At 70.6% G+C, this 15,860-nt stretch carries 14 protein-coding genes and 1 pseudogene; 8 read left to right on the forward strand and 7 right to left on the reverse strand.

Features of this window, described 5'->3' with window-relative positions:
* Window positions 1-137: 137 nt before the first annotated feature.
* The 4 genes from QFZ26_RS08405 to QFZ26_RS08420 all read right to left on the reverse strand — a co-directional run bounded on the left by QFZ26_RS08405 (window position 138) and on the right by QFZ26_RS08420 (window position 2,615).
* Window positions 138-842 carry an SOS response-associated peptidase gene (locus QFZ26_RS08405; protein WP_307041091.1) on the reverse strand — a complete coding sequence of 235 codons (705 nt, stop codon included), beginning with the start codon at window positions 840-842 and terminating at the stop codon, window positions 138-140.
* Between the two features lie 51 nt (window positions 843-893).
* A complete protein-coding gene (locus QFZ26_RS08410) occupies window positions 894-1,115 on the reverse strand; it encodes a hypothetical protein (RefSeq protein WP_307041093.1) in 222 nt (73 codons plus the stop codon).
* Between the two features lie 94 nt (window positions 1,116-1,209).
* A complete protein-coding gene (locus QFZ26_RS08415) occupies window positions 1,210-1,995 on the reverse strand; it encodes a PspA/IM30 family protein (RefSeq protein WP_307041095.1) in 786 nt (261 codons plus the stop codon).
* Window positions 1,992-2,615, reverse strand: coding sequence for a hypothetical protein (locus tag QFZ26_RS08420; protein ID WP_307041097.1), 624 nt, complete (start codon window positions 2,613-2,615; stop codon window positions 1,992-1,994). Before QFZ26_RS08420 ends, QFZ26_RS08415 begins: the two co-directional genes overlap by 4 nt.
* 162 nt (window positions 2,616-2,777) lie before the next feature.
* Between QFZ26_RS08420 and QFZ26_RS08425 the strand changes: the two genes are divergently transcribed.
* On the forward strand, window positions 2,778-3,317 hold the full coding sequence (locus QFZ26_RS08425; protein WP_307041099.1) for a GNAT family N-acetyltransferase: 540 nt from the start codon (window positions 2,778-2,780) through the stop codon (window positions 3,315-3,317).
* 93 nt (window positions 3,318-3,410) lie between these two features.
* A complete protein-coding gene (locus QFZ26_RS08430; RefSeq protein ID WP_307041101.1) occupies window positions 3,411-4,166 on the forward strand; it encodes an alpha/beta fold hydrolase in 756 nt (251 codons plus the stop codon).
* 45 nt (window positions 4,167-4,211) lie between these two features.
* Here QFZ26_RS08430 and QFZ26_RS08435 read toward each other — a convergent pair whose 3' ends face one another.
* Window positions 4,212-5,381, reverse strand: coding sequence for an ROK family transcriptional regulator (locus QFZ26_RS08435; RefSeq protein WP_307041103.1), 1,170 nt, complete (start codon window positions 5,379-5,381; stop codon window positions 4,212-4,214).
* Between the two features lie 140 nt (window positions 5,382-5,521).
* Here QFZ26_RS08435 and QFZ26_RS08440 point away from each other — a divergent pair, with 140 nt between their 5' ends.
* The 6 genes and pseudogenes from QFZ26_RS08440 to QFZ26_RS08460 all read left to right on the forward strand — a co-directional run bounded on the left by QFZ26_RS08440 (window position 5,522) and on the right by QFZ26_RS08460 (window position 12,682).
* Window positions 5,522-6,820 carry an extracellular solute-binding protein gene (locus tag QFZ26_RS08440; protein ID WP_307041105.1) on the forward strand — a complete coding sequence of 433 codons (1,299 nt, stop codon included), beginning with the start codon at window positions 5,522-5,524 and terminating at the stop codon, window positions 6,818-6,820.
* A gap of 14 nt (window positions 6,821-6,834) precedes the next feature.
* Window positions 6,835-7,875 carry a carbohydrate ABC transporter permease gene (locus QFZ26_RS08445; protein WP_307041107.1) on the forward strand — a complete coding sequence of 347 codons (1,041 nt, stop codon included), beginning with the start codon at window positions 6,835-6,837 and terminating at the stop codon, window positions 7,873-7,875.
* The gene (locus tag QFZ26_RS08450; RefSeq protein WP_307041109.1) at window positions 7,872-8,744 is read left to right on the forward strand and encodes a carbohydrate ABC transporter permease; all 873 of its coding nucleotides are present in this window, start codon (window positions 7,872-7,874) and stop codon (window positions 8,742-8,744) included. The genes QFZ26_RS08445 and QFZ26_RS08450 overlap by 4 nt, the downstream gene beginning before the upstream one ends.
* Complete coding sequence (locus tag QFZ26_RS08455) at window positions 8,741-11,131, forward strand: beta-xylosidase/alpha-l-arabinosidase (protein WP_373460700.1); 2,391 nt, start codon at window positions 8,741-8,743, stop codon at window positions 11,129-11,131. Before QFZ26_RS08450 ends, QFZ26_RS08455 begins: the two co-directional genes overlap by 4 nt.
* Window positions 11,131-11,910 (forward strand): annotated as a pseudogene (locus QFZ26_RS18855) (glycoside hydrolase family 43 protein); the annotation flags it as partial. The gene QFZ26_RS08455 and the pseudogene QFZ26_RS18855, both read left to right, overlap by 1 nt.
* 67 nt (window positions 11,911-11,977) lie before the next feature.
* Entirely contained in the window at window positions 11,978-12,682 is a 705-nt protein-coding gene (locus tag QFZ26_RS08460) for a hypothetical protein (RefSeq protein WP_307041112.1), read from the forward strand.
* 15 nt (window positions 12,683-12,697) lie between these two features.
* Here the strand turns inward: QFZ26_RS08460 and QFZ26_RS08465 are convergent, their stop codons facing one another.
* Both QFZ26_RS08465 and yicI read right to left on the reverse strand, forming a co-directional pair.
* Window positions 12,698-13,723, reverse strand: coding sequence for a LacI family DNA-binding transcriptional regulator (locus QFZ26_RS08465; protein WP_307041114.1), 1,026 nt, complete (start codon window positions 13,721-13,723; stop codon window positions 12,698-12,700).
* Between the two features lie 28 nt (window positions 13,724-13,751).
* Window positions 13,752-15,860 carry an alpha-xylosidase gene (gene yicI, locus QFZ26_RS08470; protein ID WP_307041116.1) on the reverse strand — a complete coding sequence of 703 codons (2,109 nt, stop codon included), beginning with the start codon at window positions 15,858-15,860 and terminating at the stop codon, window positions 13,752-13,754.

Genomic DNA, 15,860 nt, shown 5'->3' on the forward strand with positions numbered 1-15,860 from the left:
GTCCTTTCGGTCGACCCGTTCGCGCCGCGGCCCCCGGTGTGCCGGGCGGGTCTCCCTCATGGTCGCCCGTCGGCACCGTCACGGAACAGGGGTTGCCAGCGGCGCCGCGTTGCGGGTACGGACCTGCAGGTGACCGATCAGTCGAGCGGCTCGATGAGCGCCGGGTCTTCGGGATCGACGGTGCGCGAGTTGTTGACGCGACGGTCGACCTCGTAGTTCGTGATGGTGGCGGCGACCTTCTCGGACTCCGCATTGAGCAGCGAGACCATCTGTTCCTTGCCGGCGTCGTCGAGCTTCACCGGGGCCAGGTAGTCGTCCCAGACTTCGCGGTCGAGGAACACCGGCATGCGGTCGTGCACCTCGCCCGAGGCATCCCGAGCCTCACGGGTGATGATCGACGTCGACACCTCCCACTCGTCGCCGACCTTGCGGGCGGTGTAGATGCCGGCCGCGGCGAGCAGCGGCTGGGGGCCGTGCAGGAAGAACGCCCGCTTGCTGCCCGGCTCGCCGGTCCACTCGTAGTAGCCGTGCATCGGCACGAGGCAGCGAGAGGACGCGAACGCGCCCTTCCAGAGGCCGTTGGTCGCGACCGTCTCGATGCGAGTGTTGAACTGGGGCCGCTTCGCCTCTTTCATGAAGGAGGGATGGAAATTCCACACGGCCGGGTCGATCGACCGGGTGATCTCGCCGGTCTCCTTGTTCTGCCGCTCACGCACGATCGGCACCACTTCGGTGGGTGCGATCGAGTACTGCGGCCTCCAGTCGCGGTAGTCGTTGCCCTGTGCGACGAACTCCTGGATGAGTTCATCGACCTTGGCGTCATTCGCGAAGCGTCCGCACATGATGCAAGTCTGCACCCGTCCGCCGACACTGCGCAGCGGATGCCTCGACGGCTAGTCGGTGCCCGCCGCGGGCTCCTCGCCCTCGGTCTGCGCAGCCGCGGCCTTCTCGGCCGCCGCCTTCTTCTCGGCGCGGGCTTGCTCGCGCTCAGCGTCCTGCTCGCGTTCGGCATCCATCGCCTTCGCGTACCAGTCCTCGGCGAAGGCGTCGGTGGCACTGCGCTTGTCGCGGTCGTAGGCCAGGGGCTCTTCGAGCGGGTCGACGAAATCGGTCATGTGCTGCTCCTTACGTCTGGTTCGACGGTACTCCCGCTCGGGGCGGAGCGACAGTGCGGCTGCGCCGGGCGGGGCACCGGCGAGGGCGAGTCGCTCACGGCGTGTTCGGAGCCTGCCCGATGCCCAGCCACTCGTCGGGACCGCCGCGACGGCGCTCGGGTCCCCGATCGACCGTCGTGCTGGTGTCGCCCTGCTTCATGGATGCCAGTTGACGATCGACGTCGGCTTTCGCCGAGAGTGCAGCCAGCTGACGCTCGATGTCTGCATCCGGGGCCGCGGTGAGGTCTTTGAGAGCCCCGCTGGCGAGCAGTTCGTCGGTGGCGGCGGCTCGTGCCTGCATCTGGGCGACCCGGTCGCGCGCGCGCTCGAGGCTCGTGCCGACGTCGTTCATGTTCGAGCCGATGCCCGCCACTGCCTCGTTCGCACGCACCTGTGCTTCGGAGGCGGTGTAGGTCGCCTTGATGGTCTCCTTCTCGACGCGGAATGCGGCGACCTGCTCGGCGAGACGACGCTCGCGTTCCTGCAGTTGCGCCGTCTGGTTCTGCAGCGCGGTGTACTGCTCCTGCAGCTTGGCGACCTGGTTCTCGAGCAGAGCGCGGCGTTCGAGTGCCGCGCGAGCGAGGTCCTCGCGGCCTTGAGCCAATGCCTCACGGGCCTGGTCACCCAGCCGCTGGTAGCGGGTGCCCATCTCCTGCCCCTGCAGGTCGATGCGCTTCTTCGCCGTCGCCACCTCGGCGACCGCCTGGCGCACCTGCTGCAAGAGCTTCACCTGTTGCTCGTAGCTGTCGTCGAGGGTCTCTCTCGGGTCTTCGACCTTGTTGAGGACCTTGGTGGTCTTGCTCCGGAAGATGGTTCGGATGCGCGAGGTGTTGTCGCTCATGGTCGGATCCCCTTGTCTCGAACGACGGCGGCGGTCGCCGACGGCGGCCGGGTCGGCTCGAAGCGTTCGTCTCGCCGATTGAGCCGGTGCAGTTCCTGCACGCCGGCATGCAGTGCGGCGACCTCGCGGTCGACGTCGGAGTGCAGCGTGGTGAGGGAGTCGTCGGTTGAGCCGGCGAGGCCCGACGCGACCGCCGAACGCAGTCGACGCACCAGTGCGGCGACCTGGTCGACGCGGCGGCCGGCGGCGGGCAGTTCCGCGGCCAGCACGGCGGAGTCCGTCTCGCTCTCCAGCAGTCGCAGCTGCAGATCCAGCGCGACGCTCTCCTCCTGGATGCGGCGGAAGAGTCGCGGGAGCTCGCCGCGCGGGCCTTCGCTGTGGCCTGCGAGCTCGACCGCGGCCTGCCCGCTGTCAAGGGTCTCCGCGAGTCGCACCCGCAGGAACAGGACCTTCCGCTGCGGACCGCGACTGAAGCCGGCCCGAGTTCGCAACGCCGTACCTGCGAGCGCCCGGTTGCGGCGGAGCCGTCGGTAGAGCGCTCGCCCGATGAGGACGACTGCCGCGACCACGGCGACGACGAAGATCAGGAACGTGACGAACATCCACATGAGGACTTCCACAGCCTCCACCTCTCGTCGTGCCACAGCCGAGTCGCAAACGCGATATAACGCAATCTACGCTTGCCGCGGCAGAAGCGTTAGCGCTCTCTGCGAATTCGAAGTGTCGGCGTCCCGGCTCGCCGCTCGAGAATCGAGCTCCGGGGTCGTGCCTACGATGGCCCCATGCCCATCACGATCGACCTGCTGCCCGAGGCATCCGCCGCCGATGATGCTCTCGTCGAACGGCTCGCCGGTCTCGTGAACTCCGTGTACGAGACGAGCGAGGCGGGGCTCTGGGTCGCCGACGCCCGGCGAACGAACGAGCGCGACCTCGCTGAGCTCATCCGACGCGGTCAGGTCGGTGCGGCGACCACTGACGGGGTCATCGTCGGTGCCGTGCAGGTCAGGCAATTCGACGACACGACGGGACTCTTCGGGATGCTCGTGGCTGATCCCGAACGGCGAGGCGAAGGCATCGGCCGCGAGCTCGTCGCGTTCACCGAGCGCTGGGCACGGGAACGAGGACTGACGGCGATGCAGCTCGAGCTGCTCGTGCCGCGAGCGTGGTCGCATCCGTCGAAGCAGTTCCTGCAGGGCTGGTACGAACGCATCGGCTACCGCGTCGTGCGCACGACCAGCCTCGACGAGCGGTATCCCGAGCTGGCGCCCCAGTTGGCCACCGAGTGCGACCTCCTCATCTACCGCAAGGATCTCCCGGGGTAGCCCGGTAGGGCCGAAGCCGCCTGCGTCAGTCGCGCCGCGGGCGGCCCCCGCACGGCCTGGACCACCCCGGCGAATTGGATAGGCTCGGCGGCGATGACTCTCGCGCATGACCTCGACGGTGACGGCCCCGCCGTCGTCCTGCTCCATTCCTCAGTCTGCGATCGGCGCATGTGGCAGCGGCAGTCGGCGCTCCTCGTCGAAGCCGGCTACCGCGTGCTCCGCCCCGACTTCCAGGGCTTCGGCGAGAGCCCCGCGCCGTCGGCGGCCTATGAGGAGGTCGCCGACGTGCGCGAGCTGCTCGACTCGCTCGGGATCGATCGCGCGGTGGTCGTCGGATCGTCGATGGGCGGTCGTGTCGCGCAGGAGTTCGCGTCGCGCTGGCCGTCGCGCGTCGCCGGGCTGCTCCTGGTGTGCGCGGCGACGCGCCTGCTCGCGCCGACCCCCGACGTGCGCGCGTTCGGTGCCGAGGAGGACGCGCTGCTCGAAGCGGGCGACGTCGACGGCGCGGTCGCGCTGAACGTACGCACCTGGGTCGGGCCAGCGGCCACGGCCGAGACCCGCGAGTTCGTCGCGGCCATGCAGCGCCGGGCCTTCGAGGTGCAGCTCGCGGCTGGCGACGTCGCCGCCGAGCGCGAGGACTTCGACCTCGCCGACGTGACTGCCCCGACCCTCGTGGTCTCCGGCGCCCACGACCTCGACTACTTCCACCGGATCGCCGCCCTGCTGGCAGACCGCATCCCGGGCGCCGAGTCGCGTGAGCTCGACTGGGCCGGCCACCTGCCGAACCTCGAAGACCCCCAGCGGTTCGACCCGCTGTTGCTCGAGTTCGTGCGCGGCGTTCACGGCTGAGGCAGCGCCGGCAGCGCCGGCAGCGCCGGCCCCGGGGCGCCTGCCTCAGGCGGCGGCGAGCGGGTCGGCGAGCAGTGCAGCGAATGCGATCTCGGCCGCCCCGATCATGAGGCGGTCTTCGCCGAGCTCGGCCACGCGGATCGCGAGGTCCTCTGCCGCAGCAGGGAGCGCCTGGGCGGCAACCGCTCGCTCGAGCGCGCCCAGGTCCCGCTCGGCGATCGTGGCGAGGAATCCGCCGAGCACGACGAGCGACGGGTTCAGCACGTTGACCGCGTTGCTGAGCGCCGTCGCGAGGATGCGCCGCTGGCGTGCCAGCTCGTCGTCGACCGGCCGGGTGCCGGCCGACGAGAGCGCGGCGGCAAGGGTCGGCTCGTCGGCGTGCTCGAGGCCGGCCACCGCGAGCAGACGCGAGCGGCTGACCTCGTCTTCGAGCACGCCGTCGGCGGCGCGGCGGTCGCCGTCGGCCGCGATGCCCGGGCGGTTCTGGCCGAACTCGCCCGCGTAGCCGCCGGCGCCGCCCACAGGCATCCCGTGCACGATGAGGCCGCCGCCGATGCCGCTCGCGCCGCCGTTGAGGTAGACGAGGTCGTCGATGCCGCGCCCTGCGCCGAAGAGGTGCTCGGCGATCGCGCCGAGGCTCGCGTCGTTGGCGACGGCGGCCGGGAGGCCCGTGGCGTCTTCGACGAGGGTTCGGAGCGGGACATCCGTCCACTGGAGGTGCGGCGCCCAGCGCACGAGCCCGTCGGTCGCGCGCACGAGCCCGGGGACCGCGAGCCCGACACCGACGAACCGGCCTTCGCGCAGCGGGCCCGCGGACCAGCGATCGCGAACGGATGCCACCAGCGCTGCGGTCTCCTCGGGCGTGGGCAGCCGCTCGACCTCGATGCGCTCGCGCACGGGAATGCGGCCGTCGATGCCCACGGCGGCGATCGTGATCGCGTCGACCTCGGGGTTCACCGCGATGGCCAGCACGTTCGAATCGGCCGCGACGACGGGAGAGGGCCGTCCGACGCGGTTCGTGGGGTCGGGCGCCTGCTCGACGGCGAGGCCGAGCGACACGAGCTCGGCGACGAGTGACGCGACCGTCGATCGGTTGAGCCCGGTCGAAACCGTCAGGCGTGCGCGGGACAGGGGTCCTTCGAGGTGCACGAGACCGAGCACTTTCGAGAGGTTTCGACGGTGGACGCCGTCGAAGGTGCCCGCCCGGTCTGTCACGCGTCCACTCTAGGCGGGTCACAGGGTGATAACGGAGTGGCGCGCAGGATTTGTTGTGCTTGACCCCAAATCTGTACCGCCGTATATTCAAGACGTCCACACCACTTTCGACGTTGACGTCGAAACTTTCGAGAGGTTCAATGATGAACAGACGCAGCATCACGCGGCTCGTCACGCTGGGAGCCGTGGCCGCACTGGCCGTCAGCACCCTCGCCGGGTGCGGTGCCGGGGGCGGTGACTCGGCTGACGGCTCGGTCAACCTGACCTTCTGGCACAACTCCACCACCGGCGACGGCAAGGCCTACTGGCAGCAGACGGCCGACGACTTCGAGGCGGAGCACCCCGGCGTGACCATCGAGATCCAGGCCATCCAGAACGAGGACATGGACGGCAAGCTCCAGACCGCCCTGAACTCCGGCGACGCGCCCGACATCTTCATGGCCCGCGGCGGCGGCAAGCTCGCGGCTGTGGTCGAGGCCGGTCAGGTGCAAGACCTCACCGATGCCCTCTCCGACGACACCAAGGCCGCGCTCGGCGAGGCATCACTTGCCGCGCTCTCCGTCGACGACAAGGTCTACGGCGTGCCGTCCTCCGTGCTGCCGGGCGGCATCTACTACAGCAAGGACCTCTTCGCCCAGGCAGGCATCACCGAGACGCCGACGACGTTCGACGAGTTGAGCGACGGTGTCGACAAGCTCAAGGCTGCGGGCATCGCCCCGATTGCGCTCGGTGCCAAAGACGCCTGGCCGGCAGCGCACTGGTACTACTTCTTCGTGTTGCGGGAGTGCTCGCAAGACGTCGTGGCCGCGCTCGCGACCGACCCGAGCTTCTCCGACGAGTGCTTCCTGCGCGCCGGCGAGGACCTCGCGGACTTCGCCGCCACCGAGCCGTACAACAACGGCTTCCTCACCACCACCGCTCAGCAGGGAGCCGGCTCTTCCGCGGGCCTGGTCGCCAACCACAAGGCCGCCATGGAGCTCATGGGCGCGTGGGACCCCGGAGTGATCGCCTCGCTCACGCCCGACGAGCAGCCGCTGGCCGACCTCGGCTGGTTCCCCTTCCCCGCCGTCGACGGCGGTGACGGTGACGCCGGCGCGATGATGGGCGGCGTCGACGGGTACAGCTGCCACGTCGATGCACCGAAGGAATGCGCCGAGTTCCTCGAGTTCGCCTCGCAGAAGCAGCAGCAGGAGGCCTACGCCCAGGCGTTCGTCACGCTTCCCGCCAACAAGGATGCCCAAGGCGTCGTCACCGACCCCGCACTGCAGGAAGTGCTCGCCTCGTACAACGACGCGCCGTACGTCTCGGTGTGGCTCGACACGCTGCTCGGCCAGAACGTCGGCAATGCGCTCAACGTCGGCGTCGTCGACCTGCTCGCGGGCAAGGGCGACGCGCAGGGCATCGTCGACGCCGTCGAAGACGCCATCAAGAAGGGCTGAGAGGCCCTCGCGACATGAGCGTTCGCACCAGCACTCCCGCACCGAGGCGAGCGCCGGCGGACGACGTGGGGGCCGGGGACGAGTCGTCCCCGGCCCTGCGTCGGGCCGGCGACCCGGCGCCATCGGCGCCGGGTCCGCGCAGCGGCCGGCGCGACTGGCGGAAGGCCCTCGAGATCACGGTGCTCGTCGGCCCGGCCCTCGTCGTCTTCCTCGGTTTCGTCATCTTCCCGGTCGTCATGGCCGGGTACTACGGATTCTTCCGGTGGAAGGGCTACGGCCCCCCGACTGACTTCATCGGCCTGCAGAACTACGCCACGATCTTCCAGGACCCGACCTTCCATGAGGCCCTCTGGCACAACGTCGTCATCGTCGTGATGTCGCTCGTGCTGCAGGGGCCGATCGCGCTGCTGCTGGCGCTGCTGCTGAACCGCCCGATGCGGGGGCAGTCGGCGATCCGCGTGCTCATCTTCGTGCCGTACGTCATCGCCGAGGTCGTCGTCGGCACCGGCTGGAGCCTCATGCTGCAGAGCGACGGCGCGCTCAACGGGCTGCTCGAGAAGGTCGGGCTCGGCGCCCTCGCCGAAGACTGGCTCTCGAACCCTGCCCTGGCGATCTGGACCCTGCTCGCGATCATCACCTGGAAGTACATCGGCTTTGCCGTCATCCTCTTCCTCGCCGGACTCCAGGGCATCCCGCAGGAGCTCACCGAGGCCGCCCAGATCGACGGCGCCTCATACTGGCAGATCCAGCGCCGGATCACGCTGCCGCTGCTGGGACCGACCCTGCGCATCTGGGCGTTCCTGTCGATCATCGGATCGCTGCAGCTGTTCGACCTCGTCTACATCATCTGGGGCCAGTACATCGCCTCGACCGCGGGTACCTCGACGATGGCGACGTACATGGTCGCCAACGGCCGCAATGCCGGCAACTACGGGTACGGCAACGCCGTGGCGGTGGTGCTGTTCGTCATCTCGCTCGTGGTCGCCCTCGTCTACCAGCGCTACGTGCTGCGTCGCGACACAGCCGGCGCCCTCACTGAACGGAGCGAGCGATGACCGCCTCGACCATCGCCATCCCGCAGGCCAGGCGGCCGCGCGGCAATGGCCGGTTGCCGTGGGGGAGCCCCGGCATCTACCTCGGCGCCGTCGTCGTGGTCGCGCTCATGCTCGCGCCGATCTTGTACATCATCATCGGCGGCTTCCGCACGAACGCGCAGATCACCGCCGATGCGTCGGGCCTGCCCTCGCCGTGGGTGACGAAGAACTACGCCGAGGTGCTCGGCAGCACGACCTTCTGGGGCGAGGTGGCGAACTCCACGGTCGCCGCGGTCGTCACCACGCTCGGGGTCGTCGCGCTCGGCCTCATGGCCAGCTACGTGCTCGCGCGCTACCGGTTCCGGACGCGCGGGCTGCTGTACGCGGTCTTCGCCGCCGGCCTGATGTTCCCGATGACGGTCGCGATCACGCCCCTCTATCTCGTCGTGCGCAACCTCGGCCTGATGAACTCTATGGCCGGGATCATCCTGCCGCAGATCGCCTTCGCCCTGCCGGCGACGATCATCATCCTCGTGCCGTTCCTCCGCGCCATCCCCGATGAGATCGAGGAGGCCGCCTCGATCGACGGATGCTCGCGCCTCGGCTTCTTCTGGAGGATGGTGGTGCCGTTGGCGTTGCCCGGCGTCATCACCGTGGGCATCCTCGCCTTCATCGCGAGCTGGAACAGCTACATCCTGCCGCTGTTCATCCTGAACAACGAGGCTGCCTTCACCCTGCCGCTCGGCGTGCAGGCCTTCGCCTCGCAATACTCGGTGGACACGGCCAAGGTGCTCGCCTTCACCTCGCTGTCGATGATTCCCGCCCTCATCTTCTTCAGCATCTTCGAGCGCCGCATCGTCGGCGGCCTGACCGGGGCGGTGAAGGGATGAGCGGGCCGGTGACGGATGCCCCCTGGCGCGACGCGTCGCGGCCGGTCACGGAGCGCGTCGAAGCGCTCGTCGCCGCGATGTCCCTCGATGAGAAGCTCGCCCAGCTCTACGGCGTGTGGGTCGGGGCATCCGACGAGGGTGGCGACGTCGCGCCGCACCAGCACGACCTCGACGACGACGTCGACCTCGACGAGCTTCTGCCGCACGGCCTCGGGCAGCTCACGCGCCCGTTCGGCACCGCGCCGATCGACGCGGCCGTGGGCGCGCTCTCCCTGATGCGCACGCAGGAGCGCATCGTCGCTGCGAACCGCTTCGGCATACCGGCGATCGCACACGAGGAGTGCCTCGCCGGCTTCGCCGCCTGGGGGGCCGCCGCATACCCGGTGCCCCTGTCGTGGGGTGCGACCTTCGACCCCGAGATCGTCGAGCGGATGTCCCGTCGTATCGGCGACGACCTGCGCCGGGTCGGTGTGCACCAGGGTCTCGCGCCCGTGCTCGACGTCGTGCGCGACGCGCGCTGGGGACGCGTCGAGGAGACCATCGGCGAGGATCCGTTCCTCGTCGCCACGATCGGCACCGCCTACGTGCGCGGCCTCGAGTCGGCCGGGGTCGTCGCGACCCTCAAGCACTTCGTCGGCTACTCGGCGTCGAAGGCAGGGCGCAACCTCGCTCCGGTCTCGGTCGGCACCCGTGAGCTGGCCGACGTGCTCCTGCCGCCGTTCGAGATGGCGCTCCGCGACGGCGGCGCGCGCAGCGTCATGAACGCGTACACCGACCTCGACGGGGTTCCGTCGGCGGGTGACCGCGAACTGCTGACCGGACTCCTGCGTGAGACGTGGGGGTTCGAGGGCACGGTCGTGGCCGACTACTTCGCGGTCGCCTTCCTGAAGCTCCTCCATGGCATCGCCGGAACCTGGGGCGAGGCGGCCGGGGCCGCCCTCGAGGCGGGCATCGACGTCGAGCTGCCGACGGTGAAGGCGTTCGGCGAGCCGCTGCGGCTGGCCGTGGAATCGGGAGTCGTCGACCCTGCGCTCGTCGACACGGCGCTGCGGCGCGTGCTCACGCAGAAGGCGGAGCTCGGGCTGCTCGATGCCGGCTGGTCGCCAGTGCCGCCGGCGCTCGTCGGCGTCGACCTCGACTCGACGGAGTCGCTCCGCGGCACCGTCGACCTCGACACCGCGGGGCACCGCGCGCTCGCCGCCGAGCTCGCGGAGCGCGCGCTCGTGCTGCTGCGCAACGACGGCACGCTACCGCTCGGGTCGCCGTCGACCATCGCGGTGATCGGCCCCAACGCCGACGACCCGTACGCGATGCTCGGCTGCTACTCGTTTCCGGCGCATGTCGTCGTGCAGCACCCCAGTGTCGCGATGGGCATCGAGATCCCGTCGCTCCTCGACGCGCTCCGCGCCGAGTTCCCCGGCAGCGACGTGCGGTACGCGCAGGGCACGAGCGTCGACGGGGGCGAGACGACGACGATTCCGGATGCCGCGGCGCTCGCGGCATCCGCCGACGTCGTGGTGCTCGCCCTGGGCGACCGGGCCGGCCTGTTCGGGCGGGGCACGAGCGGCGAGGGCTGCGACGCGGAATCACTCGCGTTGCCCGGCGCGCAGCAGGAGCTTCTCGACGCGGTGCTCGCCACTGGAACGCCGACCGTCGTGACGCTCCTCACCGGCCGGCCGTATGCGCTCGGCCGCGCCGCGACGGACGCGGCAGCGATCGTGCAGGCGTTCTTCGCGGGCGAGGAGGGCGCCCACGCGATCGCGGGAGTCGTGAGCGGGCGGGTCAATCCGAGCGGACGCCTGCCCGTGAGTGTGCCGGCGACGCCGGGAACGCAGCCGAACACGTATCTCGCGCCGCCGCTGGCCCGGGCGAACGACGTGTCGAACGTCGACCCCACCGCGGCCTTCCCGTTCGGGCACGGGCTCGGCTATGCCGCGTTCGAGTGGACCTCGTTCTCGGGCGACGGGACCGAGATCGGCGTCGACGGCGAGGTGACGGTGCGACTGCGGCTGCGGAACGTCGGCGACCGCGCCGGAGCCGACGTCGTGCAGCTCTACCTCCACGACCCGGTCGCGTCCGTGGTGCGCCCGGTGCAGCGACTCGTGGGGTACGCGCGCGTGGAGCTCCCGCCCGGCGAGGAGGCGGAGGTGCGGATGACCGTTCCTGCCGATCTCGCGTCGTTCACGGGCCGAGCGGGCGACCGCATCGTAGAACCCGGGGAGCTCGTGCTCAGCGCAGGGCGCTCGAGCGCCGACCTGCCGTTCTCGCACTCGCTTCGCCTCGTCGGCGCGACGCGAGTCGTGGACCACACCCGGCGCTTGCAACCGACGGTGGAGGTGGAGCGCATCACGTCGGGCGCGACCGCCGCGCTCGCCGACGCCGGCTGATGGGGCGCTACCGAAACCCGGTGCTGCCCGGTTGTCATCCCGACCCGAGCATCTGCCGCGTCGGCGACGAGTTCTTCCTCGTGACGTCGACATTCGAGTACTTCCCGGGCCTGCCGATCCACCGATCGCGAAACCTCGTCGACTGGGAGCTCATCGGTCACGCAGTTCACCGCCCCGATCAGCTCGACCTGTCGACCGTGCCGTCGTCGGGCGGCCTCTTCGCGCCGACGATCCGGTATCACGACGGGCGGTTCCACGTGGTGTGCACGCTCGTGCACGGCGAGGGACGCCAGGGGCACTTCCTCGTGACGGCCACCAACCCCGCCGGCCCATGGTCGACCCCGGTCTGGTTCGACGGCGTGCCCGGAATCGACCCTTCGCTCACCTTCGACGCGGGTCGGGTCTGGCTCTGCGGCACGCGGCTCGCCGATCCGGGGGAGTGGGAGGGGCAGACGGATGTCTGGCTGCGCGAACTCGATCCGGTCACGTTCGCGCCGATCGGGGCGGAGCGGCTCATCTGGCGCGGCGCGCTCGTCGGAGCCCGATGGACAGAGGGACCGCACCTGTACCGTCGCGACGGACGCTGGCTGCTCCTGGCAGCAGAGGGCGGCACCGAGCGCGATCACGCGGTCTGCGTCGCGTACGCCGACGAGATCACGGGCCCGTACACCGGCGACCCGGGCAACCCGCGCCTCACGCATCGCGACCTGGGCTCGCGGGCGGACGTGGTGAACGTCGGCCACGCCGATCTCGTCGACGCGCCCGACGGCCGCTCCTGGGCGGTGCTCCTCGCCACGCGCACCGTCGACGGCGCCGGCAGTCTCCTCGGCCGGGAGACCCAACCTCGTGCCTGTCGACTGGGACGCGGGGCGTCCGCTGTTCACGCCGGGCGCCGGCCGTGTCGAAGCCGTGGTGGACGCCGAGGGGGTACCCGACCAGGCGCCGGCGATCGCGCTCGCGCGCGACGACTTCGACCGCCCGGCACTCGATCCCGAATGGAACACCCTCCGCACGGACGGCCGCGACCGGATGTCGCTGACCGCGCGCCCCGGGCACCTTCGGCTCCGGCTCGGCGCGACCGGCCCGACCGAGATCGGCCCGGTCTCGTTCGCCGGGCGTCGGCTCGCGTCGATGCGGGCACGCATCTCGGCCCTGGTCGAACTCGAGGCGCCGACCGCGAGCGAGGAAGCCGGCCTCCTGCTGCGGCAGTCGGAGGACGCGCACCTCGCGCTCGTCGTGCGCGGCGACGCCGTGGGCGGTCGCGTCGTCGCGGCGAGCCTCACGACGGGTGGCGTACGTCGAACGCTCGGCGAGGCATCCGTCGCTCCCAACGGTCCGCTCGAGCTCGAGCTGGAGCTCGACGGATTCGCGGTGCAGGCGACGGTCCGCGGCCTGGGCGGCGACCCGACGCGCGTCGCACTGGCGGATGCCGCACCGCTCGCGTCGGAGTTGGCCGGCGGGTTCCTCGGGGTCTGGGTGGGCCTCGTCGCCGTTGGCAGGGGTGTCGGCCATGCCGACTTCGACTGGTTCGAGCTCGAGTCGCGCGACTGACGCGGCCGCCGCCGCTCAGGCCGACGCCGGCGGCGCGGTGCTCTCGCGCACCACGAGGCTCGTCGCGAGGTCCATTCGGGGAGTCGTCGCCGGCTGCTCGTCACTCAACCGGATGACGAGCCGAGCGGCCTCCTCGCCCATGCGCTTCAGCGGTTGGTGCACCGTCGTGAGCCGGGGCGTCACCCAACGCGCGAGCGGGATGTCGTCGTAGCCGACAATCGAGACGTCTTCGGGCACCCGGAGCCCGAACGCGCGAGCGGCGTCGAGCGCCCCGAGCGCCTGCAGGTCGCTGCCCGCGAAGATGGCCGTCGGCGGCGCGTCGAGCGCGAGGAGCTCGCCGGCGCGGTCGCGGCCGCCGCTGACGTGGAAGTCGCCGAAGCGCACGTACGCCGGATCGATCGAGAGGCCGGCGGAGTTCATCGCCGAGCGGTAGCCGTCGAGCCGGGCGAGGGAGCACATCATGTCTTCGGGGCCCGTGATCGCGGCGATGCGGCGGTGGCCGAGCTCGATGAGGTGCCGGGTGGCCATGAGCCCGCCAGACCAGTTCGCCGATCCGACCGAGGGCGCGTCGGGCGACGGGTCGCCGGCCGGGTCGACGATCACGAAGGGGATCGCGCGGGAACGCAGCCGCTCGCGGTACTCGGGTGCCAGGTCGGAGAAGACGAGCACGACACCGACAGGGCGGCGCCGCATGACCCCCTCGATCCAGTCGGGATCGGGGGAGTGGCGACTGCCGCTCACCGTGAGCACGACGCTCAGCCCGTGCTCCTTCGCGACCGTCTCGACGCCGGCGATCAGCTCCATCGACCAGATGCTGTCGAGCTCGTGGAAGACGAGCTCGATGAGCTCGGCCTTCGGTGCCGCACGGCCGCCGCGTCGTTCGTAGCCACGCGCCGCGAGCAGGGTCTCGACGCGCGCCCGGGTCGCGGCCGAGACATCCGTGCGTCCGTTCAGGACCTTCGAGATCGTCGAGAGCGAGACGCCGGCCTCTTCGGCGACGAGCGCGAGCGTGACGCGTTCGGCAGCGGCATCCGTCTCCATGTTTCGATCGTAGCGCCGGGACTTGCGGTCACGACTCCTGGTCGGCCCGCGGAACCACCGCGCCCTCCCGCACCCACAGCGGCACGGTGTCGAAGCCGTGCACCTCCCGCCGCCAGCCGCCGCCGTCGACGACCTCGTTCGTGAACCAGTTCGTCCAGCGCCCCGCCGGGAGGTAGTACTCGACCTCGCCGTCGGCGCTGAACACCGGCGCGACGAGCAGGCTCGGGCCGAGCAGGTACTGCCGATCGAGGTAGGCGACCGCCGGATCGTCGGGAAACTCGAGCTGCATGGGCCGCATGACCGGTCGCCCGGTGCGATGCGCCTCCTCGCCCGCAGCGACGAGGTACGGCAGCAGCGACTGCTTGAGCTTCGCGAACCGCCGCGCCACCTCGACCGCGCTCTGGCCCGGTGCCTCGTCGCCGCGATCGAAGGCCCACGGCACGCGGTAGCTCGTGGACCCGTGCAATCGCGAGTGGCTCGAGAGCAGCCCGAACGCGAGCCAGCGCTTGAACACCGCGGGGTCGGGGTCGCCCTCGAACCCGCCGATGTCGTGACTCCAGTACCCGAACCCGCTCAGCGCGAGCGAGAGCCCGCCGCGCAGGCTCTCGGCCATCGACGCGAACGACGAGGAGTTGTCGCCACCCCAGTGCACGGGCATCTGCTGTCCGCCGGCGGTCGCCGAGCGCGCGAACAGCACGGCCTCGCCAGGCCCCCGCACCTCTTCGAGCACCTCGAACACCGCGCGGTTGTAGAGCTCGGTGTACCGGTGGTGCATCGCCTCGGGCTCGCTGCCGTCGTGCCAGACCACGTCGATCGGGATACGCTCGCCGAAGTCGGTCTTGATCGCGTCGACGCCCTGGTCGAGCAGGCGGCGGAGGTGACCCTGGAACCACGCCGTGGCATCCGGGTTCGTGAAGTCGACGAGCGCCATGCCGGCCTGCCAGAGGTCCCACTGCCAGACGCTGCCGTCGGCACGTCGCACGAGGTAGCCGGCCTCGACGCCCTCGCGGAACAGCTTCGACCGCTGCGCGATGTAGGGGTTCAGCCAGGCGCTGACCTTGAGGCCGCGGTCATGCAGGCGGGCGAGCATGCCCTCGGGGTCGGGGAAGACCCTCGGGTCCCACTCGAAGTCGGTCCAGTGGAACTCGCGCATCCAGAAGCAGTCGAAGTGGAACACGCTGAGCGGGATGTCGCGTTCGGCCATGCCGTCGATGAACGCGTTGACCGTCTGCTCGTCGTAGTCGGTCGTGAAGCTCGTCGAGAGCCACAGCCCGTACGACCATTCGGGCACGAGCGCGGGCCGGCCGGTGAGCCGCGTGTACCGGTCGAGCACCTCGGCCGGCGTCGGTCCCGCGATCACGAAGTACTCGAGCACCTCGCCCGCGACCGAGAACTGCACCTGTTCGACCGCCTCGGACCCGACCTCGAACGAGACGTGCCCGGCATGGTTCACGAGCACGCCGTATCCGCGGTTCGTGAGGTAGAACGGCACGTTCTTGTAGGCCTGCTCACTCGAGGTGCCGCCGTCGGTGTTCCAGATGTCGACGGTCTGCCCGTTCTTGACGAGCGGCCCGAACCGTTCGCCGAGCCCGTAGACGAGCTCGCCGACCCCGAGCGAGAGCTGGGTGTGCAGGTACGCCGGTGCGGGGGCGAGGCCCGTGGTCGTGACACCCGCCACGCCCGTGGGCTCGGCGGCGATCGGGGCATCCGGCGCCAGCTTCAGGTATCCCACCGACTTGTGGCCGCTCGACGTGTAGGTGCCGCCATCGTGCTCGAACGCGAGATCCCATGGCGCCCCGCGGCCGATGCGCGCACGAAGGGAGCCCGCGTCGACGACGCCCTCGACCTCGTCGAGCCGGAGCTCGGGGTGGAACGCGGCATCCGTCTCGATCGCGAAGCCGGGGTCGCGCCGCGCGCCGCGATGGTGCTCGACCCGGACCCGGATGACACCCTCCGCCGGGCTCGCGATCGAGACCGTGAGCATCGGACGGTTGAGGGTGTCGCCGCGCGTGGCGATGACCTTCGTCGGGGCGGCGACCACGAGCTCGTCGCCCTCGACGGCGAGGTCGTACGCCTCCTGCGCGTAGAACGCCTCGACGCCCGGTCGAACCTGCCAGAACCCATCGGTGAACTTCAT

This window comes from Agromyces ramosus, from assembly GCF_030817175.1.
Taxonomy (GTDB): domain Bacteria; phylum Actinomycetota; class Actinomycetes; order Actinomycetales; family Microbacteriaceae; genus Agromyces; species Agromyces ramosus_A.